This window comes from Methylopila sp. 73B, assembly GCF_000526315.1.
In the GTDB taxonomy this organism is placed as follows: domain Bacteria; phylum Pseudomonadota; class Alphaproteobacteria; order Rhizobiales; family Methylopilaceae; genus Methylopila.
Window position 1 is genome coordinate 3303272 of record NZ_JAFV01000001.1, and the last position, 21214, is coordinate 3324485.

Here is a 21214-nt window from a genome sequence, read left to right on the forward strand (position 1 = left end):
CATGACGATGGCTGCGCGCGCCGCGGCGGCGCTCGCCGCAGGTCTTCTCGGAGCGATCCTTCTTCCCTACGCGACGCGGGCGGCTGACGCGCCGCTTGCGCCCGTCTCCTACGCCGCGCTGGACGGCTGGGCCGCCGACGACCACCTCGCCGCCTTCGACGCCTTCCTGCTCTCGTGCCGCGCGATCGTCGATCGCCTGCCGCCGTTGCGCGCGGCGCTGCCGCCGTCGCAGGCGCTGCAGACGACCTGCCGCGCGGCTCTCGAGACGTCCGTCGAGGACGGCGCGGCCGCCCGCAGCTTCTTCGAGGAGCGCTTCACGCCGGTCCTGGCGGGACGCGGCATCCTCACCGGCTATTACGAGCCCGAGGTCGACGGCCGCGTTGCGCCTGACGCGACCTACGACACGCCGCTGCTCGCCCGGCCCGACGACCTCGTCGACCTCGCCGACGGGGCCGCGCGACCCGAGGGCGTGGCTGACGCGCTGACGGCGGCGCGCAAGACCGCCGACGGCCACGCGCCCTATCCAACTCGCGCAGAGATCGAGGACGGCGCGCTGGGCGCGAGGTCGAAGCCGCTGGTCTGGCTGACGCGGATCGACGCCTTCTTCGTGCATGTGCAGGGCTCGACCCGTGTGCGCCTTCCCGATGGCCGGGTGATCCGGATCGCCTACGACGGCCGCAACGGGCGGCCCTTCACGCCGATCGGACGCCTGCTGGTCCAGCGCGGCGAAATGGCGAAGGACGTCGCCTCGATGCAGGCGCTGCGGGCCTGGCTCGGCGCCCGTCCGGCGGAGGGCCGCGCGATCATGCGCGAGAACGCCTCCTACATCTTCTTCCGGATCGACGAGAGCCTGACGCCGGACGACGGTCCTCGGGGCGCGCAGGCCGTGCCGCTGAAGGCCGGGCGGAGCCTCGCCGTCGACCGGACGCGCTGGTCCTACGGCATACCCGTCTGGATCGAGGGCCGATTGCCGACCACGGTCGGCGGCGCCGCGCTCAAGCGTCTCGTCATCGCGCAGGACACCGGCTCCGCCATCCTCGGCCAAGCCCGCGGGGACTATTTCGCCGGCTCAGGAAATGAGGCCGGCAAGGTCGCGGGCGGCATGCGGGAGCAGACCGACTTCGTGGTGCTGTTGCCGAAGGCCGACGCCGCCGCGCTGCCGGACGCGGAGCCGCGGCCGTGACGGTGACCGGCCGCCGCAAGCGGACGCTCTCGTCGTCGGAACGCGAGCTCTGGAGCAAGGTCGTCGAAAGCGTGACGCCGCTCGGCCCCCGCAAGCCGGAGGAGCCCCAGGCCGCGCCTCCGCCCGTCGAGCCGCCGCCTCCGGGACCGCCGCCGCCTCCGGGCAAGATGCCGAAGCGCGCCAAGACGACGCCGCCGCCGTCCATTCCAAGGCCCCACATTCCCGCCCCGCCGCCGCTGGCGCCGCTCGAGCCCAAGCTTCGGCGGCGGATTTCCCGCGGCGTCGTCTCGGTCGACGCGCGCATCGATCTGCACGGCCTCCGGCAGGACGAGGCCCACCGGCGGCTGGGCGCCTTCCTCGTGGGCGCCCAGGCCTCGGGCTTCAAGGTGGTGCTGGTCATCACCGGAAAGGGTCGGGCGGGCCCGGCCGAAGGCGACCTGTTCGGACCCGAGCGGGGCGTGCTGCGTCGGTCGGTGCCGATCTGGCTGTCCTCGCCCGCCGCGCGCGGGTTGGTGGTGGGCTTCGAGACCGCGCAGATCCATCATGGCGGATCGGGCGCGCTCTATGTGCGCATCCGGCGCGGCGGCGTCTGGCGCTGAAACCGCTCGGCGCGCGGGCCTCGATGCTGTAATCAGACGAAAGTCGAATATGGCCAGCGGGGGCGGCGATGGACTCCGAGAGATTGCCGAGCACGGATCCGGTCATCCGCACCATCGCCATGCCCGCGGACACCAACCCCGCAGGCGACATCTTCGGCGGCTGGCTGATGGCGCAGATGGACTTCGCCGCGGGCAACGTCGCGGCCCGCATCGCCCGCGGCCGCTGCGCGACGATCGCCGTCGACCAGATGACCTTCCTCAGCCCGGTGCTCGTAGGCGACGAAGTCAGCTTCTACGGCACGGTGGTGAAGCGCGGCCGGACGTCGATCCGCATTCGCATCGAAGCCTGGCGCCGCAAACGCGACGAGGACGAGATGCGTCGCGTGACCGAGGCGACCTTCACCTTCGTGGCGATCGACGAGGACCGGAAGCCGCGGCCGCTGCCCGTGAGTTGAGGCAGCGCCCACCTCATGTCCCGCCCTTGAGCCGGGACCCGGACACGCCAACCTCCGTTGGAAGTATGCGCGGCCCGCGCGCGGGTGGGCGCCGAACGTCGGGATTCGGGGTCCCGGCTCAAGGCCGGGACAAAGACTGGCGCTGAGGGTGAAGGGCCCGGCGCATTACGCCGCTTCCTTGTGGGCGATTTCGGCGATCCGGACGATGTCCGCCATGATCCTGGTCAGGTCGAAGTTCTTCGGGGTGTAGACCTCGGCCACGCCCATGGCCTTGAGCTGAAGCTCGTCCTCGGGCGGGATGATGCCGCCGACGATCAGCGGCACGTCGTCGAGGCCGACCTTGCGCATGCGTTCGATCACGTCGCGCACCAGGGGCACGTGGGAGCCGGACAGGATCGACAGCCCAACCACGTGGACGCCCTCTTCGAGCGCGGCGTTGACGATCTCCGAGGGCGTCAATCGGATGCCCTCGTAGACGACCTCGAAGCCGCAGTCGCGGGCGCGGACGGCGATCTGCTCCGCCCCATTCGAGTGCCCATCGAGGCCGGGCTTGCCCACGAGCAGCTTCAGCCGGCGGCCCAGGCGGCCCGAGGCGGCCTCGACCTGGGCGCGCACCTCTTCGATCTCGGCGCCGCCGGCGTCCGCGCGCACGGCGCGTCCGACGCCCGTCGGAGCCCGGAACTCGCCGAAGATGTCGCGGAGGGTCTGGCCCCACTCGCCGGTGGTGACGCCGGCCTTCGCGGCGGCGATCGACGGCTCCATGATGTTCCGGTCCTCCTTCGCGGCGGCGGCGACCTCGGCGAGCGCCGCCTCGACGGCCTTGGCGTCGCGCTGGGCGCGCCAAGCCTCGAGGCGCTCGATCGCCTCCTGGCCGACGCTTTCGGGCACAACCTGGATCGAGCCGGCGCCGGTCGACAGCGGCGAAGGCTCCGTCTCCTTCCAGCGGTTCACGCCGACGACCACCTGCTCCCCGCTCTCGATCGCCGCGAGGCGACGGGCGTTGGATTCGACCAGCCGGCCCTTCATGTAGCCCGACTGCACGGCGGCGATCGCCCCGCCCATCTCGTCGATGCGCGCAAGCTCGGCGCGGGCTTCGTCCTTCAACGCCTCGACCTTGGCGTTCATCACTTCGGAGCCGTTGAAGATGTCGGCGTATTCCAGGATGTCGGTCTCATAGGCCAGGATCTGCTGCGCGCGCAGGGACCATTGCTGGTCCCAAGGCCGCGGCAGGCCAAGCGCTTCGTTCCACGCGGGCAACTGCACGGCGCGGGCGCGGGCGTCCTTCGACAGCGTGACGGCGAGCGTCTGGATCAAAATGCGGTAGACGTTGTTCTCGGGCTGCGGCTCGGTCAGGCCGAGCGAGTTGACCTGCACGCCGTAGCGGAAGCGGCGGCTCTTGGCGTCGGTCACGCCGTAGCGGTCACGGGTGATCTCGTCCCACAGGTCGACGAACGCGCGCATCTTCGCGATCTCGGTGATGAACTTCATCCCGGCGTTCACGAAGAACGAGATGCGCTGCACGGTCTGGGCGAAGACCTCCTCGCTCGGGTCGGTCGCCTTGACCTCGTCCAGGACGGCGATGCCGGTCGCGAGCGCGTAGGCGAGCTCCTGCACCGGCGTCGCGCCTGCTTCCTGCAGGTGGTAGGAGCAGACGTTCATCGGGTTCCACTTCGGCATCGCCGCGGTGGTGAAGGTGATGACGTCGCGGATCAGCCGAAGCGACGGGGCCGGCGGGAACACGTAGGTCCCACGCGACAGGTACTCCTTGATGATGTCGTTCTGCGTCGTGCCGTTCAGCGCGGCGCGGTCGGCGCCCTGCTCCTCGGCCTGTGCGACGTAAAGCGCAAGTAGCCACGCCGCCGTCGCGTTGATCGTCATCGAGGTGTTCATCTGGGCGAGCGGGATGCCGTCGAACAGCGCCCGCATGTCGCCAAGATGGGAGACCGGCACGCCGACCTTGCCGACCTCGCCGCGCGAGAGGATGTGGTCCGGGTCGTAGCCGGTCTGGGTCGGCAGGTCGAAAGCGACGGAGAGGCCGGTCTGGCCCTTAGCGAGGTTGGACTTGTAGAGCCGGTTGGACTCCGCGGGCGTGGAATGGCCCGCGTAGGTCCGGATCAGCCAGGGTTTGTCCGCCATGGGATCAGTCAGCCTCGCACGTCGCAGGCGGCCGTTCCGCCCGAAACAGTGTTTAGCTTCCGCGTGCTGCGGTGCAATGGGCCGATCGTCTGAGTAACTCTACCCGCAGGATGGATCGTCCCGACGGATCAAGACGACGTAACTGAAGCCGATCGCCGCGAGCCCACATGTGACCCCGATCGCGCCGCTGGCAAGTAAGCCCTCCACAAGTCCGAGCTGATAGTGTTCGGCGACGGCGCTCGAAACTTTGGCGGTCGCCATGCCCAGCGGAAGGGCCGCGAGCGCCAGCGCAACCCTTACCCGGGTCCTTTTGAAGAAGAAGGGCGTCTTAGGAAGACTTGGCATGGTCCGTTTTCCGACGGGCAGATCCGCTGCGAGGGAACGAATTAGACCACGCGCTTCGCCGCCCGACTAGCGTCGGGCGGCTCAAGTTCGAAATGAGGCTAATTTTCGTCTTACGCCCTTCGGAACAGGCCGATGATCAGCAGCAGCACGATCGCGCCGATGGTCGAGCCGATGATCGCGCCGAGGACGCCGCCGCCGGTGGAGACGCCGAGCTGGCCGAGGAGCCAGGTGCCGATGACGGCGCCGATGATGCCGACGATGATGTTGCCGATGATGCCGAAGCCGTAGCCCCGGACGATCTGGCCGGCGAGCCAACCCGCGATCGCGCCGATCAGCAGCACGGCGAGAATTCCAAATCCTGCGAACGGTTCCATGGCGTCTACGTCCTTCGACTTAAAGGGCGGGACCGTTCCCGCCGATTGCGTCTTTAGACATGGAGCGCCGTCCGCAAATGACCATATCGCATCGCAACATGAGGCCAACGTCGCATTGCGCGCATCGGACCCGACGTCATATTGCCGCTCGGACCCGGATACTGACGAAAGCTTTCGCCATGGCCGCAACGACCGAGCGTAAAGACCTCTACGAGTTGGGCGAGATACCTCCGCTGGGCCATGTGCCGGCGAACATGCACGCCTGGGTCGTCCGCAAGGAGCGGCACGGGCCGCCCGAGAGCGCGATGCAGCTCGAGGTGGTTCCCACCTGGGACATCGGCGACGACGAGGTGCTCGTCTACGTCATGGCCGCGGGCGTGAACTATAATCAGGTCTGGGCGTCGCTCGGCGAGCCGATCTCGCCGATCGACGTGCACAAGAACCCGATCCACATCGGGGGCTCCGACGCCTCCGGCATCGTGTGGGCCGTCGGGCGCAAGGTGAAGCGCTGGAAGGTGGGCGACGAAGTCATCGTCCACTGCAACAGGGACGACGGCGACGACGAAGAGTGCAACGGCGGCGACCCGATGTTCTCGCCCTCGCAGCGCATCTGGGGCTACGAGACGCCGGACGGCTCGTTCGCGCAGTTCTGCCGGGTGCAGTCGCGCCAGCTCATGCAGCGGCCGAAGCACCTGACATGGGAGGAGGCGTCCTGCTACACGCTGACCCTCGCCACCGCCTACCGCATGCTGTTCGGCCACCCGCCGCATGGCTTGAAGCCCTCGGACAACGTGCTGGTGTGGGGCGCCTCGGGCGGCCTCGGCGTGTTCGCAGTCCAGCTGATCGCGGCCTCCGGCGGCAACGCCATCGGCGTGATCTCGGACGAGTCGAAGCGCGACTACGTGATGGGCCTCGGCGCCAAGGGCGTGATTAACCGTAAGGACTTTGACTGCTGGGGCCAGATGCCCACGGTCAACAGCCCCGAGTACAACACCTGGGTCAAGTCCGCCCGGGCATTCGGCAAGGCGATCTGGGAGATCACCGGCAAGGGCGTCGACGTCGACATGGTGTTCGAGCATCCCGGCGAGGCGACCTTCCCCGTCTCCTGCCTCGTGGTGAAGCGCGGCGGCATGGTGGTGTTCTGCGCCGGCACGTCCGGCTTCAACATCACCTTCGACGCCCGCTACGTCTGGATGCGGCAGAAGCGCATCCAGGGCTCGCACTTCGCCCATCTGAAGCAGGCGTCCGCCGCGAACAAGTTCGTCATCGACCGCCGCGTCGACCCTTGCATGTCGGAGGTGTTCACCTTCGCCGACATTCCGAAGGCCCACACCAAGATGTGGAAGAACCAGCACGCGCCGGGCAACATGGCCGTGCTGGTCAACGCGCCGCGCGCGGGCCTGCGCACGGTCGAGGACGTGGCCGAAGCGGACGCGATCCCGGCTGTTTCCGCAGACGCCGCGGCCGCCGCCTGAGCGCCTGATCGGCGGACCGATCGACGGTTTTTGAAGAGCGCCGGAACCCCCTCCGGCGCTCTCGCCATGTTCCGACCTTCCGAAGGAGAGCGGCCGCCATGCAGCAGTACGTCCGGGCCAAGCTTCATGGCATCCGCGTCACTGGAGCGGACCTGAACTATCACGGCTCCATCACCATCGACGCCGAGCTCTGCCGGGAGGCGGGGCTGGAGCCGCTCGAGTTCGTCGAGATCTGGAACAAGATGTCCGGCGCGCGGATCTCGACCTATGTGATCTACGGCGTCCCCGGCTCGCGCTGCTGCATCCTGAACGGCGCCGCCGCCCGCACCTGTCAGGTGGGCGACGAGGTCATCATCGCCTCCTCGGAATGGGGCTCGGCCGACGACGTCATCGCCCGCTGCCCGAAGGTGCTGACCTTCAAGCCGGGCAATCAGATCGACGAGCGCATCGTCTACCGCGTGTTCCGCAACGCCGCGGGCGAACTTGACATGGCGATCGAGACCGACGCCGGCGCGCCGCTCGATGTGCGCGACCTAGTGGGGTGAGGAGAGCGTTGACGGGCGCGAAAATCTCTTCAACCCGATCGATAAGGCGCGGGATCCCTCCTCGCGCCGAAGGTGTGGGGAGGGTGGCCCTTTGCACGGCAAAGGGTCGGGTAGGGTCCTTGGACGTCGAGCTCGTGAGGAAGGTCGGGTCTCATCCGGCGGCCACCCCACCCGGTCGGGGCTTCCCTCTATCGAGGGAGGGATCCACGCGTCTCGTCCTGGACCGGCGGCGCCTCGCGATGTCGATGACGCCAGGCGTGCAGCTCCACGCCGCGCCTCATCCCAGGCGCGTCATCTCAGCGATCGTCCGCCTGAGCGCCGGCGGCTCGGTCACCGGCAGCGAGCAGCGCTGGCCGGCGCAGACGAAGGCTGCGGCGCCGTCGACGCGGCCCGCGCGGGCTGGATGATCGTCGGGCAGTTGGTCGAGCGCCCCAACCCGGCGGACGACCCGCTCCCAGGCCGGCGCTGAAAGCGCCTCGACGTGCAGCGCGGTCGCAACGTCGCCCGTTCCGACCACGACGACCGACGCCAGCCGCATCCGGCCATCGAGCACGTTCAAGAGTCCGCCGTGGCCGATGACGTTCGACGCCATCAGCCCCATCAGCGCTGCCAGCTCGCCGTCGAGCCTCGCTAGCCGGACCTCGTCGGCGTCGAAGGCGGCAAGCTTCAGCTCCGCGGCGAGGATCAGCGCCGTGCCGCTCGGGAGCGCCTCATCGGTCAGCGCCTCGGGGCGCACCACCAGCCGGTCTGCGTCGTCGGCGTCCACGGCGAAGCCGGGGCCGTGGGGATTGCGGTGGTGCGTGTCCGCCGCCGCGAGCCAGCGGGCGGCAAGGTCGCGGTACGACGGATCTCCCGTCGCGCCGGCGAGCGCGAGGGCGGCCAGCGCCATGGCGCCGTAGTCCGTGGCGAACCCCGGGTAGATCAACCGCCCGGCGCGGAAGGCGTGCCCGAGGCGAGCGCCCTTCGTCATCTCGCGGGTGACGAACGCGAAGGCCCGCTCGGCCAGCGCCAGCGCGTCGGGCCGGCCGAGCAGCGCCGCCGTGTCGGCGAGGGACGCGATCATTAGCCCGTTCCAGTCTGCGAGAACCTTGTCGTCGCGGCCCGGCCGAGTCCGCGTCTCGCGCTCCGCGAGCAACCGGGCTCTGACGATGGCCAGCCGGGCTTCGTCGATCGGAGCCCGCTCGTCGAGCCGGTTCGGGATCGAAAGGCCCTCCCAGTTGCCCCCGTTCGAGATGTCCAGCGCCTCCGCCGCAAAGGCGGCGTCGTCTGGGCCTAGAATCATGTCCAGCTCCGAACGCCGCCACACATAGAACCGCCCCTCGACGCCCTCCGTGTCGGCGTCAAGGCTGGCGGCGAACGCGCCCTCCTGCGTGATCATTTCGCGCGCCAGCCAGTCCACGATCCCGTGCGCCGCGGCGGTCAGCCGCGCGTCCCCGGTCTCGCGCCCGACGCTCGCGAGCAGAGGCAGCAGCTGGGCGTTGTCGTAGAGCATCTTCTCGAAGTGCGGCGCGAGCCAGTGGGCGTCTGTGGAGTAACGGGCGAAGCCGCCGCCGACGTGGTCGTGGATTCCGCCCTTGGTCATCCGCCGCAGCGTGAGTTCGGCCGGTGCGGAGAGGCCGGCGTCGCCCGTGCGCCGCGCGCTGCGGAGCAGGCCCTCCAGAACGCCGGTCTGCGGAAACTTCGGCGCGCCGTGGAAGCCGCCGTCGACGGGGTCGTAGATCCGCACGACACGCTTCGCCACCTCGTCGAGTTGGGCCGGACCGAAGTCGCCGGCCGGCGCCGCCTTTGGCTTCAGCTTCTCCGCTATGCCGGCGACGTTCTGCGTCACGCGGTCTGGGTCCTCGTGGTAGACGGTCGCGAGGGTCCGCACCACGTCGGGAAAGCCCGGTCGGCCATAGGCCGCCTGTTTCGGGAAATAGGTGCCGCCCCAGAACGGATCGCCGTCTGCGGTGAGGAACATGGTGAGCGGCCAGCCGCCCTGCTGACCGAGCGCGTGGAGGGCAGACATGTAGATCTGGTCCACGTCCGGCCGCTCCTCGCGGTCGACCTTGATCGCGACCACGTGCTCGTTCATCACCGCGGCGACGGCCTCGTCCTCGAAGCTCTCGTGCGCCATGACGTGGCACCAGTGGCAGGCGGCGTAGCCGATCGACAGCAGCACCGGCCGGTTGGTCCGCTTCGCTTCCGCGAACGCCTCAGGGCTCCACTCCCACCAGTGGACGGGGTTGTCCGCGTGCTGGAGAAGATAGGGGCTGGCGGAGGCGGAGAGGCGATTGGTCATGAAGGTCCTAGGCGTCGAAGTCCCAAGCATCGGGAAAGGCGCGGCGTGAGTCAGGAACCTAGGACTCTTGCAACGCGCGACACCATCGCGGCCGTCAGCACCGCGCCAGGGCGCGCGGCGATCGCCGTACTGCGCATCTCGGGTCCCGCCGCCGGAGCCGTGCTGGACCGCATCGCGGACGGCCGCCCGCAGCCGCGCGTCGCCGCGTTACGCGCACTGCGTCATCCCAAGACCGGCGAACTGCTCGACCGCGGCCTTGCGCTGTGGTTCCCCGGGCCCGCAAGCGCCACCGGCGAAGACGCCGCGGAGCTGCATCTGCATGGCGGCCGAGCGGTCGTCGCGGCCGTGCTCGACGCCGTGCTCGCGGTGGACGGCGTGCGGGCGGCGGAGCCCGGCGAGTTCACGCGACGCGCGTTCCTCGCAGGCAAACTGGACCTCGCGGAGACCGAAGGCTTGGCCGACCTCATCGACGCCGAGACCCAGGCCCAGCGCCGCCAGGCCATCCGCCAGAGCGAAGGCGCGCTGTCCGCCATTGTCGACGGCTGGCGTGACCGGCTGATCGCGGCCATGGCGCTAGTGGAGGCCGGCATCGACTTCGCCGACGAGGACGACGTGCCGGCCGCGGCCCGAGCGCAGGCCAGGGAGGAAATCATCCTGCTCGTGCGCGATCTCGACGCGGCGTTGGCCGACACACGCGCCGACCGGCTGCGCGAGGGGTTTCGGATCGCGATCGTGGGCGCGCCGAACGCCGGTAAGTCGTCGCTGCTGAACGCGCTCGCGCGCCGGGAGGCTGCGATCGTCAGCGACATCCCCGGCACGACGCGGGACGTGGTGGAGGTGCATCTCGACCTCGAAGGCTACCCCGCGATCATCGCCGACACCGCCGGCCTGCGGGCCACCGACGACGTGGTGGAGCGCGAGGGCGTGCGCCGCGCGACCGCCCGGGCGGCGGACGCCGACCTCGTGCTGTGGCTGCGGGAGGCGACATACGAGAAGGAGGCGACTGCGCCGTCGACGGGCGGCGCGCTCTGGACGATCGCCAGCAAGGCCGACCTCGCCCCCGCCGCGCCGGCATGGGCGGACCGGGCTATTTCGACCCGCACCGGCGTGGGCCTCGATGATCTGATCGCCGGCTTGGGTCAGGCGGCTCGGGACGGTCTCGGCGGCGATGAGCACGTAGGGCTTACCCGGGCCCGCCATCGCGACGCGATCCGGGCTGCGGCCGTTGATCTGCGGTCTGCGCTCGACCGCTGGCAGCAACTCCCGGACGAACTGCTCGCGGAGCGCCTTCGCGGAGCCGCCACCGAGCTGGGCCGCATCGCCGGCCGGGTCGGCGTCGAAGACGTGCTCGACCGGCTGTTTGCGAGCTTCTGCATCGGGAAGTGAGCCGGGCAGCCCGAATGTTTCACGTGAAACATTGGCGATCGTTGCAGCGGAGGGCTCGCGGGGCTATGCGTCGGGCGATCAGTCACAGCGGCAGGATCTGAAGACATGCCGACGTCCTTCGACGTCATCGTGGTGGGCGGCGGTCATGCGGGCTGCGAAGCGGCGGCGGCGTCCGCCCGCACCGGCGCCGCGACCGCGCTCGTCACGCACAGGGCCGACACGATCGGCGCCATGTCGTGCAATCCGGCGATCGGCGGGCTCGGCAAGGGTCATCTGGTCCGCGAGATCGACGCGCTGGACGGGCTGATGGGCCGCGTGGCGGACGCGGGCGGCATCCAGTTTCGAGTGCTTAACCGGCGCAAGGGGCCGGCCGTCCGCGGGCCGCGCGCGCAGGCTGACCGCAAGCTCTACGCCGCCGCCATGCAAGCCGCGCTCGCCGCGCAGCCCAATCTCACGATCATAGAGGCCGAAGTCGACGACCTGATCGTCGCGCAGGACCACGTCGCCGGCGTCGTCACGGGCGATGGACGGCGCATCGCGGCCGGCGCCGTGGTGCTGACCACGGGCACCTTCCTCCGAGGGCTGATCCACATCGGCGACCGCACGATCCCGGCGGGACGCGTCGGCGAGGCGCCGGCGCTTGGCCTGTCGAAGCGGCTCGCCGCGACGGGGCTCGCGTTGGGGCGGCTGAAGACCGGCACCCCTCCCCGGCTGGACGGCCGAACCATCGATTTCGCGGCGCTCGAGGAGCAGCCGGGCGATGCGCCGCCCGAACCGTTCTCGACGCTGACTTCGGCGATCACAACGCCTCAGACGGTGTGCCACGTCACCCGAACGACGCCTGAGACCCACGCGATTATCCGCGCCAACATCGCGCGCTCGCCGATGTACTCCGGCCAGATCGAGAGCCGCGGCCCGCGCTACTGCCCCTCGATCGAGGACAAGGTGGTGCGCTTCGGCGATCGCGAAAGCCACCAGATCTTTCTTGAGCCGGAAGGCCTCGACGACCCGACCGTCTACCCCAACGGCATCTCCACCTCGCTGCCCGAGGACGTACAGCTTGCGCTCGTCCGATCGATCCCCGGGCTGGAGCGCGTCGAGATCCTGCGGCCGGGCTACGCCATCGAGTACGACCACGTCGACCCGCGCGAGCTCGATCCGGCGCTGGAGGTGAAACGGCTTCCCGGGCTTTTTCTTGCGGGTCAGATCAACGGCACGACGGGCTACGAAGAGGCGGCGGCGCAGGGTCTGCTGGCCGGGCTCAACGCGGCGCGGCGTTCCGCCCGGCAGGAGGGCGCCACCTTCGACCGATCCGAGGCCTATCTCGGCGTCATGGTGGACGACCTTGTCACCCGCGGCGTGACCGAGCCCTACCGGATGTTCACCTCGCGCGCCGAGTACCGCCTCAGCCTGCGCGCCGACAACGCCGACCTGCGGCTGACCTCCCGAGGCGAAGCGCTGGGCTGCGTCGGCGCCGCGCGTTCGGCGGCGTTCACCGCCAAGGCCGGCGCGCTCGCCGCCGCTGAGGCGTTGACCCGCGGGCTCGCGATCACGCCCACGGAGGCCGCCCGCCAGGGCGTGCACGTGAACCACGACGGCCGCCGCCGGAGCGCCTTTGAGCTGCTGTCGCTTCCGGACGTTGGGCGCGAGGAGCTGGTGCGGCTGTGGCCGGAAATTGCGTCGATCGAGCCTGCGACCTTCGCCCAGCTCCAGATCGAGGCGTCCTACGCCGTGTACCTCGACCGTCAGGAGGCGGACATCCGCCGCTTCCGCGCCGAGGAGCACGCGACGATCCCGGGCGACATCGACTACGCCGCCCTCCCCGGCCTGTCGGCGGAGCTGCGCAACAAGCTCGTGGCGGTCTCTCCGAGAACGCTGGGCCAGGCCGGACGCATCGAGGGCATGACGCCGGCCGCCCTCACGCTAATCGCGGCGCGCGCCCGGCGCGCGGCGTGACGATCGCGTGCATGGAGCGCGTCGCCTCGCAGAGCGCCGCCGCCATTCCACCGGAGCCTCGTGATGCCCCCCGTTGATCCCAAGGTTCGCGCCGCGGACCGGGCGAACGCTCAAGCCCTCGTCGATGTTTCACGTGAAACATGGGCGCGGCTCGGCCAGCTCGTATCAATGCTCGATCGGTGGCAGGGCACGATGAACCTGGTCGCTCCGAACACCCTCGCCGAGGTGTGGACGCGGCACGTCGCCGATGGCGCGCAGCTCGTCGCTCTGGCTCCGAAAGACGTCAAGATCTGGGTCGATCTCGGCTCCGGCGCGGGCTTTCCCGGCCTCGTCGCGGCCGCCTTGCTGACGGGCAAGGCTCAGGTCCATCTCGTCGAAAGCAATCTGAAGAAGGCGGCGTTCCTGCGCGAAACGGCCCGGGCCATGGGCGTCTCGGTCACGGTTCACGCCGTTCGGGCGGAGGCCGTGGTCGGCTCGGTCGTTCCGCAGGCCGACGTCGTCAGCGCCCGCGCGCTGGCTTCGATGAGCGAACTCCTCGCACTGGCGGCGCCCCTGTTGAAAAGCGGGGCGATCGGGCTGTTTCCCAAAGGGGAGAAGGCCGAGCTTGAATTGACCCAGGCCTTGGAATCCTGGAAAGTTAAGGCATCGTTTCACCCGAGCCGCACCGACCCCGCCGCGCGCATCGTGCGCGTCGAAAGTCTTCAGGAGCTCCGGTCGAACGCCTAGAGCCACGCGCGTTCGACGCCGGAGCCGCCCAGATGTTGTCCTCGCATTTCCCTGCCGGCGCGCCTCGCGTGCTGACGCTCGCGAACCAGAAGGGCGGCGTCGGCAAGACGACGACGGCGATCAACCTCGGCACGGCGCTGGCCGCCATCGGCGAAAGCGTGCTGATCGTCGACCTCGATCCGCAGGGCAACGCCTCCACCGGGCTCGGGATCGACCACCGCGCGCGGCGGCTGTCGACCTACGACGTGCTCGTCGGCGAGGCGACGCTGGCGGAGACCATCCACGAGACGGCCGTGCCGCGGCTGCACCTCGCGCCATCCACCATGGACCTGCTCGGAGTCGAGCTGGAGATCGCCTCCGAGCGCGACCGCGCGTTCCGGCTGCGCGACGCGGTGCGCGCGCTGCATGAGGGGGCGACGGCCGACCGGCGCTACACCTATGTGCTGGTCGACTGCCCACCCTCGCTGAACTTGCTCACCATCAACGCCATGACCGCAGCCAACGCGATCGTGGTGCCGCTGCAGTGCGAGTTCTTCGCGCTGGAGGGCCTCAGCCAGCTGCTGAAAACCGTGGAGCAGGTGCGCGGCTCGTTGAATCCGAACCTGTCGATCCATGGCGTTGTGCTCACCATGTTCGACCCGCGCAACAACCTCTCCGGCCAGGTGGTGGCGGACGTGCGCCAGTTCATGGGCGACAAGGTCTACGACACCATGATCCCGCGGAACGTGCGCGTCTCCGAAGCGCCATCCCACGGCAAGCCGGTGCTGCTGTACGACCTGAAGTGCAACGGCTCGCAGGCCTATCTGCGCCTCGCCTCCGAGGTGATCCAGCGCGAACGCACGCTGCGCGCAGCCTGACGGGACCTTTGAAAGGATGAGCATGGCGGACGAGCCCTCCCGGTCGCGCTTGGGGCGCGGCCTCGCGGCGCTGATCGGCGACGTCGCCGACGAAGGCGCGGTGGTCGAGCGGTCCCGCGGCCAGCGCCGCGCGCCGATCGCCCATCTCCGGCCGAACCCCGCGAACCCGCGCCGTCATTTCAACGAAGCCGACCTCGACGACCTCGCGGCCTCGGTGCGCGAGAAGGGCGTGCTGCAGCCGATCTTGGTGCGGCGCGCGGCGAGCGGAACGGAGCAGTTCGAGATCATCGCGGGCGAACGGCGCTGGCGCGCGGCGCAGCGGGCCGGGGTGCATGACGCGCCGATCGTCATCCTCGACGTTACCGAGCGGGAGGCGCTGGAGATCGCGATCGTCGAGAACGTCCAGCGAGCGGATCTCAACGCCATCGACGAGGCCGTCGGCTACGAGCAACTGATGACGCAGTTCTCCTACCGGCAGGAGGACCTTGCTCGCGTCATCGGCAAGAGCCGCAGCCACATCGCGAACACGCTGCGGCTGACCAAGCTGCCGGAGAGCGTGAAGACCCATGTGCTGAACGGCTCGCTAACCGCCGGCCACGCCCGCGCCCTGCTCGCGCTCGATGACCCCTCCTCCGCCGCAGAGAAGGCCGTCGCGAAGGGGCTGTCGGTGCGCGAAGTCGAGGCCATGGCCCGCGCGCCCGAGGTGAAGTCGGTCGACGGCGCCCGCCGGGCGAAGCCTGAGAAGGACGCCGACGCACGCGCTCTGGAGGAGGCTCTCTCGGAAGCGTTGGGCCTCGCCGTGACGCTGAAGCCAAAGGGCCAGGGCGGCGAGCTCGTCATCCGCTATGCCGATCTCGAGCAACTCGACATGGTGGCGGCGCGCCTGAAGGGATAAATTTTGTGAGGGGGATCGCTCCGTTTCTCGCTTTCATGCTGGTCTGCAGCGCAGCGTTCGTGGCGCCGAACGTCGCTTTCGCGTGCGACTGTCCCGGGATGAGCGAGGAGTTTCGCTCGGATATCTTTAGGAGCGCTACTTACATCGCCCGAGGTCGTGTGATCGACATCCGCAAAACTGATCTTCCAAAGTTCGATGATGGATTTCTTGCAGAGGATCCACATCGGATTGTTTTCGAGCCAACCGAAATCCTGAAGGGCGAAACGCGGCGAAGGATCGTTTTCTACACGTCTGGTGGAGAGAACGGCGCCAACTGCGGGACTTCCGGAAGAATGGAGGGAGCATTTGAGAGGAAGACCACGATAGGGGTCGTTCTTGGTCTAAGCCGGACTCGCGACAAACGCTCTATCCTATGGTCGGAGTCCTGCGGGCTCATGTATTTTTGGAAGCTGCACAAGGACAGTCTCAACCGTATCGAATGACGCGGCCGGGCGGGCGATCGGTTGCTGAGGCTCCGCTTCCTTTGGATCGCGATAGGGACCGGTATTCGATCTCGGTGAAGCACGATCCCGATCGTCTGCGAGCATTAAAGACGACCGGGCTTTTCTCGCCTAATAGAAGCCCACCAGCGGCCGGCGCGTCTCGGGCATCCAATCACCCCAGCCGCATCTAAAAACGCCGCCAGTGACTCTCCTATTGAGTCGCGAATTTCTTAGTCGATCACAACTAAAGCGCGAACGTGCGCTCAACGGGCCCGTCGCGCCGCTTCGATCGCGATGGCGAGCAGGGCGCGCTCGGCGACGGCCTCTCCCACGCCCGCGGCCCTGCGCCCCGTCGCGACCGCCTCGGCGAGCTTCGCCACGATCTCGGTGAGCCGCGCCCCGCTCCAGGCGCCGAGCGCGCGCTCGACGGAGTCCTTGCGGCGGAAGTGGAAGAGGAAGCCGTTGGACTCCATCACGGCCCGCGCGCTGCGGCCGGCGTCGACGTCGCCGCGCAGCCGATGCAGCGTGATGGCGTGACGGAGAGCCGCGCCGACGACAACGGACGCCGGCGTGCCGCTGAAGCGCAAGGACCGAAGCGCGGAGGCCGCCTCCCCTGCTTTGCCGGCAAACGCCGCATCGACCGCCACGTCCATGCCGACGTCGCCGGCGTCGGCGATCACGGCCGTCACGTCGTCGACGTTGATGCGGCCGCGACCATGGGCGTAGAGGCAGAGCTTCTGCACCTCGCCGCGGGCCGCGAGCCGGTCGGGCCCCAGCGACGCGCTCAGCAGCGCCCGCGCGTCCGGCGTGATCGAAAGGCCGGACAGGCGGGTCTCCTCGTCGATCAGACGATCGCGCGCGCCGGCCTCGTCGGGGTAGCAGGGCAGCGCCGCAGCGCGGGGGCTCTTCTCGCACAGCGTCCGCAAGGGGGCGTTCTTCTTGAGGTCGCCCGCCTCGATGACGGTGAGCGACTCCGGCGCCGGCCCTCCGAGCAGAGCCTCGACCGCGGTCACGATCGCCCTCCCCCCGACCTTGACGCGGATCGCGCGCTGGCCGCCGAAGAGCGCGATGGTGCGCGCCTCGTCCGCGAGCCGGCCGGGATCGGAGGCGAGTTCGTCGCCGTCGAGACGCACCAGGCCGAACGGGTCGTCGGAGCCTTCAAGCACGCGCGAGGCCAGCCGCTCCGCGCGCTCCGCCACAAGGCCGGCGTCGGGGCCGTAGATCAGCACGGCGAACACGTCCGCCGGCGGCTTGGCGAGAAAGGCGTCGACGCCCGAGGCTTTGATGGCGACCATCCCGAAGTTGTCGCGGGAGCTGCGCGCGGGGTCAACGCCCATTGGGAATCGGCCGCAACGTTCTTGTCCCGGCCTCGAGCCGGGACCCAAAACCTATGCGTTGGAAGCTTGGCGCGTCGGTCTTCGCGTCGCCTGAGGCAAGCATGGTGGGTCCCGGCTTTACGGCCGGGACGAGCGCTCGCTCAGTACGGCATGGTCCGCGCCGGCGCGCTGCCGGTCGTCAGCGGCTCCGTTTCCGCCGTCTGGGCCGGCGCAAGCTCGGGCTCGCGGAAGTCCACCACCACGCCCGGCGCGACCAGATGGGCGAGCTCGTCGGCGTCCCAGTTGGTCAGGCGCACGCAGCCGTGGCTGTTGGTCTTGTCGATGCGGGAGGGCTCCGGCGTGCCATGCAGGCCGTAGGTCGGCTTGTCCAGGCCGATCCAGACCGCGCCGACGGGCGCGTTCGGGCCGGGCGGCAGGCGCAGCGCCTTAGTGTTGTTGCCCTGCTGAAAGTTGACCTTGGGCCGGTACCAGTACTCGGGATTGATCGCGATCGCCTTCACGGCGTGAACGCCGGTCGGCGAGGGCAGATCCGAGCTGCCGATCGTGGCGGGGTAAGCCACGACGATCTTGCCGGCGGCGTCGAAACCGAACAGTTGCTTGCGGCCCTTGTCGGCGACGATGCTCGCGACCTTCACGGTCTGCTTGCGGCCGGGGTTCGCCACCATGATCTCCGACCCGACCGCGAAGAAGTCGACATCTGGATTTAGCCGGCGAAGGAAACTCTCGTCCATGTGGAAGCGCTCGGCGAGCATCTCGGTCGGGTCGCGATAGGACGAGCCGGGGAGCAGCGCCTGCTCGGCGTAATCGTCCGGCATCACCGGCACGAACGGGCCGGCGACGTCCTTCTCGGTGATGACGTAGGGAACCAGCACGGGTTCGGTCGAGGTGGCCTCGAGCTTCGCCCAGAGCTCGGCGTCCATCACCCCGTCAATGGGATGCCCCACCATCATCTCGAAGGCGGCGATCGCCTTGGCGACGTTGCCGCCGTTGATGCCGTCGATGACGCCGGGGGAGGCGTGCGCGCGGTCGAGCAGCACCTGCAGCTTGATCATCCGCGGATCGGAGTGCTGGCCGCGCGGGTAGGGATCGCTCGTGAACACCGCGTCGTTCGCGAGCGCGATCAGCAGGTCCACCGGGTAGCTGTCGATCGGGGTCGCGGCGGCGCGGGGCGCGGCGGGTCGCGCCGCGGGCGCGACGGCGGGCGCCGAGGGCTCCACGACGGGAGCGGCAAGCGGCGGCTCGACCGCGGAGTTTTGCGCGATCATGCCGGCGATCGCGTCGCGCTCCGCCGCCTGCGCGGCGGTCGCCACGAGCGCGAGGGCGATGACGGTCGCCGCCTTAAGCGAGGTGTGAGCCACGAGCGCGAGGGCGATGACGGTCGCCGCCTTAAGCGAGGTGTGAGCCACGGGGCCCTCTCTTCGTAAGTCGCCGGACACGCCGACGCCTCGTCACCATCCTCGGTTAGGGTAAACAAATTATCGCACTTTACGGTCAGATCGTAACGATCCCGCGATCAAATTGGGTGTCTTAAACGGTCTGTTAAGCATAATAGATCGGCAGGATGATGTTCGACCCCAAAGAACGAATCGAGATTGGTCAGTAAATCGCGATTCGTTCACGGAGAACGAATCGAAGACTTCAATGGACTTCCTGATTCGTTCCGCAGTCACGGGTAGCACTGCCTTGACCGGAAAGGTTTCATTAACCATAAAAGCCGAAACCGCGGCGGAGGCCGCAAGCCTTCAGTCTTGGGCGAGCGTCTGCGGCGAGACTGGAGGTTCGAGCAGGCCGCGCCGACGAGCGCGGCCCGTCGTCGACGGGGGGGCCGCGTCATGGATTGGATCGGCAACGCCGTCGGCCGGCGTCTGGTGACCTATCTCACGGAGGAGATCCGGGGCCGGCCCGAGACGGCCTATGATCCGGCGCGCCTGCGCGAGACGCTGGAGATCGGCGACGTGATCCTGATCGCCGGCCGCAGCCGCGTCTCCGGCGTGATCCGCCGCATGACCTCGTCGGTGTGGTCGCACGCCGTGCTCTACGTCGGGGATATGCTCGACGTCCACGCGGCGGACGGCGAGCGCCACACGCTGGTGGAGATGGAGCTCGGAATCGGCTGCGCCTCGGCGCCGCTGTCGAAATACGCGACAGAGCATATCCGCATCTGCCGCCCGTTCGATCTCGACCTGTGCGAACGCGAGCAGGTCGCGCGGTTCTGCATCCTGCGTCTGGGCTATGAGTACGACGTCAAGAACGTGCTCGACCTGCTGCGCTACTGCACGCCGATCCCGCTGGTGTCGGCGCGCCTGCGTCGGCGGATGCTGTCGCTCGGTTCGGGCCTGCCGACGCGGGCGATCTGCTCGTCGCTGATCGCCCGCGCCTTCGAGCGGGTGCGCTACCCCATCCTGCCGCGGGTCGAGACCATCGCCGATCACGGCGAGCGGCATGAGATCCTGCACATCCGCCACGACTCGCTCTACATGCCGCGCGACTTCGACATCTCGCCCTACTTCGAGATCGTGAAGCCGGCGCTCGTCCGCGGCTTCGACTATCGCAAGGTGGAGTGGGCCGAGCGCCGCGTCCAGGCGCGGGGCGCCCGGTCGCAGCCGGCGGAGTGAGGCGTCAGCCTTCCCACACCTCGCCGGGGCGGAGCGCCCGGAAGCGATCCGCAGGAATACTCTGCTCCGCCAGCGCCGCGGCCAAGGCCTCGGCCGGGGCTTCGATCGCCTCGGAGGTCAGCTGGAACGTGCCCCAGTGGCAGCCCACGGCGTTCTCGGCGCCGACCAGGCCCATGATCTCGACCGCTTCGGCCGCGTTGGCGTGCTGGTCCTTCATGAACCAGCGCGGCTCGTAAGCGCCGATCGGCAGGATTGCGAGCTTGAATGGGCCGTGGGCGGCTCGGATCGCCGGGAAGATGGTGCGCGGCCCGAGCGCGGTGTCGCCCGCGGCGTAGAGCTTGCCGGCGCCGCCCGCGTCGATCACGAAGCCGCACCACAGCGCCTTGCGCCGGTCGAACACGCCGCGCGCCGACCAGTGGTAGGACGGCACGAGGTTGACGACGACCGTCTCAGAGAGGGGGACCCGCGCGCGCCAGTCGTAGGCCTCCCGCCGGATCGCCGGATCGTGCGCCTTGAGGATCGCGTCGTTGCCGAGCGGCACGATCACCCGCGGCCGGTCCCGGGCGGCGAGCCGCGAAAGGGTGTCGAGATCGAGATGGTCGTAGTGGTTGTGGGTGATCAGCACCGCGTCGATCTTGGGCAGCGCGTCGAAGGCGACCCCCGGCGGGTTGACCCGCTTCGGCCCGGCGAAGGAGACCGGCGAGCACCGCTTGGACCAGACCGGATCGATCAGGATGTTCAATCCCTGCGTCTGGATCAGGTGCGTGGCGTGGCCGACGAGGGTGACGCGGAGACGGTCGCCCTCGACCTTGGCGGGCGGTCGGGCATCGAACGGGCTCGGGAAGCTCTCCGGCCATGTCGCCTTGTCCGCGAACCAGACGCCGCGCAGCGCCTCGCCGAACGACTTCGACCACTGATGATCGGGGTTGAAGAAGCGGACGCCGTCGAAGTGGTCGGTCGGCGCGCCCGCGTAATAGGGGTTCTTGTCCCGAACGGACGCCAGCCAGGACCAGCCGCCGGCCGCGGCGCTCGCCGCAAGCAGGGCGCCGAGCCTGATCACGCCGCGGCGCGTCACGGACGGGCGGCCTCGGCGAGCGCGCGTTTCGAGCGGGTCACGGCGAGCTCCAGCGCCTGAAGGAAGTTCGAGCGGTCCCGCGCCGCGAAGGGGCGGGGGCCGCCTGTGATCTCGCCGATCTCGCGGAGGTGGCTCATCAGCTCGCGGGTCGCGAGCGCCGAGCCGATCGAGCTCTCGGTGAAGGGCTTGCCCGTCGTGCCGATGGCGGCCGCGCCCTTGGCGAGGCAGCGGGCGGCGAGCGGGATGTCCGCCGTCACCACGATGTCGTGGGCGACGCAGTGCTCCGCGATCCAGTCATCGGCGACGTCCGGGCCTTCGGGCACGACCTGAAGGCGGACGAAGGCCTCCCGCGGCGTGACCATGAAGCGGTTCGCGACCACGGTGACGTCCAGCCCATGCCGGGCGGCGACCTTGTAGATCTCGTCTTTGACGGGGCAGGCGTCGGCGTCGATGAAGACGGCGGGACGCAGGCGGATCTCTGGCGACGGCATC

General features: G+C 69.3%; 18 protein-coding genes. 11 read left to right on the forward strand and 7 right to left on the reverse strand.

Annotated elements, in window-relative coordinates; all coding sequences use genetic code 11:
• The first annotated feature begins 7 nt into the window (after positions 1–7).
• The 3 genes from K244_RS0115875 to K244_RS0115885 all read left to right on the forward strand — a co-directional run bounded on the left by K244_RS0115875 (position 8) and on the right by K244_RS0115885 (position 2237).
• Entirely contained in the window at positions 8–1183 is a 1176-nt protein-coding gene (locus K244_RS0115875; protein WP_036306913.1) for an MltA domain-containing protein, read from the forward strand.
• Complete coding sequence (locus tag K244_RS0115880; RefSeq protein ID WP_020187269.1) at positions 1180–1782, forward strand: Smr/MutS family protein; 603 nt, start codon at positions 1180–1182, stop codon at positions 1780–1782. Before K244_RS0115875 ends, K244_RS0115880 begins: the two co-directional genes overlap by 4 nt.
• A 119-nt stretch (positions 1783–1901) precedes the next feature.
• Positions 1902–2237 (forward strand): acyl-CoA thioesterase, encoded by a 336-nt coding sequence (locus K244_RS0115885; protein ID WP_245259823.1) that lies wholly within the window; start codon positions 1902–1904, stop codon positions 2235–2237.
• A 165-nt stretch (positions 2238–2402) separates the two neighbouring features.
• Here the strand turns inward: K244_RS0115885 and K244_RS0115890 are convergent, their stop codons facing one another.
• Together K244_RS0115890 and K244_RS0115900 are read right to left on the reverse strand one after the other, a co-directional pair.
• Complete coding sequence (locus tag K244_RS0115890) at positions 2403–4373, reverse strand: protein meaA (protein ID WP_020187271.1); 1971 nt, start codon at positions 4371–4373, stop codon at positions 2403–2405.
• Positions 4374–4828: 455 nt separating this feature from the next.
• Complete coding sequence (locus tag K244_RS0115900) at positions 4829–5092, reverse strand: GlsB/YeaQ/YmgE family stress response membrane protein (protein WP_020187273.1); 264 nt, start codon at positions 5090–5092, stop codon at positions 4829–4831.
• A gap of 179 nt (positions 5093–5271) precedes the next feature.
• Here K244_RS0115900 and ccrA point away from each other — a divergent pair, with 179 nt between their 5' ends.
• Together ccrA and panD are read left to right on the forward strand one after the other, a co-directional pair.
• Positions 5272–6567, forward strand: a complete 1296-nt coding sequence (ccrA, locus tag K244_RS0115905) for a crotonyl-CoA carboxylase/reductase (RefSeq protein WP_020187274.1) — start codon at positions 5272–5274, stop codon at positions 6565–6567.
• A gap of 98 nt (positions 6568–6665) precedes the next feature.
• A complete protein-coding gene (gene panD / locus K244_RS0115910) occupies positions 6666–7112 on the forward strand; it encodes an aspartate 1-decarboxylase (RefSeq protein WP_020187275.1) in 447 nt (148 codons plus the stop codon).
• 277 nt (positions 7113–7389) lie between these two features.
• Here panD and K244_RS0115915 read toward each other — a convergent pair whose 3' ends face one another.
• Positions 7390–9393, reverse strand: coding sequence for a thioredoxin domain-containing protein (locus K244_RS0115915; RefSeq protein ID WP_020187276.1), 2004 nt, complete (start codon positions 9391–9393; stop codon positions 7390–7392).
• Positions 9394–9438: 45 nt separating this feature from the next.
• On the opposite strand from K244_RS0115915, the gene mnmE reads away from it, so the two are divergent.
• From mnmE to K244_RS0115940, 5 genes are all read left to right on the forward strand, one after another.
• Positions 9439–10779 carry a tRNA uridine-5-carboxymethylaminomethyl(34) synthesis GTPase MnmE gene (gene mnmE, locus K244_RS0115920; protein ID WP_036305822.1) on the forward strand — a complete coding sequence of 447 codons (1341 nt, stop codon included), beginning with the start codon at positions 9439–9441 and terminating at the stop codon, positions 10777–10779.
• A gap of 105 nt (positions 10780–10884) precedes the next feature.
• Complete coding sequence (mnmG, locus tag K244_RS0115925) at positions 10885–12735, forward strand: tRNA uridine-5-carboxymethylaminomethyl(34) synthesis enzyme MnmG (protein ID WP_020187278.1); 1851 nt, start codon at positions 10885–10887, stop codon at positions 12733–12735.
• 63 nt (positions 12736–12798) lie between these two features.
• The gene (rsmG, locus tag K244_RS0115930; RefSeq protein ID WP_036305823.1) at positions 12799–13461 is read left to right on the forward strand and encodes a 16S rRNA (guanine(527)-N(7))-methyltransferase RsmG; all 663 of its coding nucleotides are present in this window, start codon (positions 12799–12801) and stop codon (positions 13459–13461) included.
• Between the two features lie 32 nt (positions 13462–13493).
• On the forward strand, positions 13494–14318 hold the full coding sequence (locus K244_RS0115935) for a ParA family protein (RefSeq protein ID WP_020187280.1): 825 nt from the start codon (positions 13494–13496) through the stop codon (positions 14316–14318).
• A gap of 22 nt (positions 14319–14340) precedes the next feature.
• Positions 14341–15213 carry a ParB/RepB/Spo0J family partition protein gene (locus tag K244_RS0115940; RefSeq protein ID WP_020187281.1) on the forward strand — a complete coding sequence of 291 codons (873 nt, stop codon included), beginning with the start codon at positions 14341–14343 and terminating at the stop codon, positions 15211–15213.
• 745 nt (positions 15214–15958) lie between these two features.
• On the opposite strand, the gene holA is transcribed toward K244_RS0115940, so the two are convergent.
• On the reverse strand, positions 15959–17032 hold the full coding sequence (holA, locus tag K244_RS0115945) for a DNA polymerase III subunit delta (RefSeq protein ID WP_020187282.1): 1074 nt from the start codon (positions 17030–17032) through the stop codon (positions 15959–15961).
• Between the two features lie 140 nt (positions 17033–17172).
• Positions 17173–18438, reverse strand: coding sequence for a L,D-transpeptidase family protein (locus K244_RS22120; RefSeq protein ID WP_024816547.1), 1266 nt, complete (start codon positions 18436–18438; stop codon positions 17173–17175).
• Between the two features lie 426 nt (positions 18439–18864).
• Here K244_RS22120 and K244_RS0115955 point away from each other — a divergent pair, with 426 nt between their 5' ends.
• Positions 18865–19647, forward strand: coding sequence for a hypothetical protein (locus K244_RS0115955; RefSeq protein WP_020187283.1), 783 nt, complete (start codon positions 18865–18867; stop codon positions 19645–19647).
• 4 nt (positions 19648–19651) lie between these two features.
• Here K244_RS0115955 and K244_RS0115960 read toward each other — a convergent pair whose 3' ends face one another.
• On the reverse strand, positions 19652–20722 hold the full coding sequence (locus K244_RS0115960) for an MBL fold metallo-hydrolase (RefSeq protein ID WP_020187284.1): 1071 nt from the start codon (positions 20720–20722) through the stop codon (positions 19652–19654).
• Complete coding sequence (locus K244_RS0115965; protein WP_020187285.1) at positions 20719–21213, reverse strand: YaiI/YqxD family protein; 495 nt, start codon at positions 21211–21213, stop codon at positions 20719–20721. Before K244_RS0115965 ends, K244_RS0115960 begins: the two co-directional genes overlap by 4 nt.
• Position 21214: the final 1 nt, after the last annotated feature.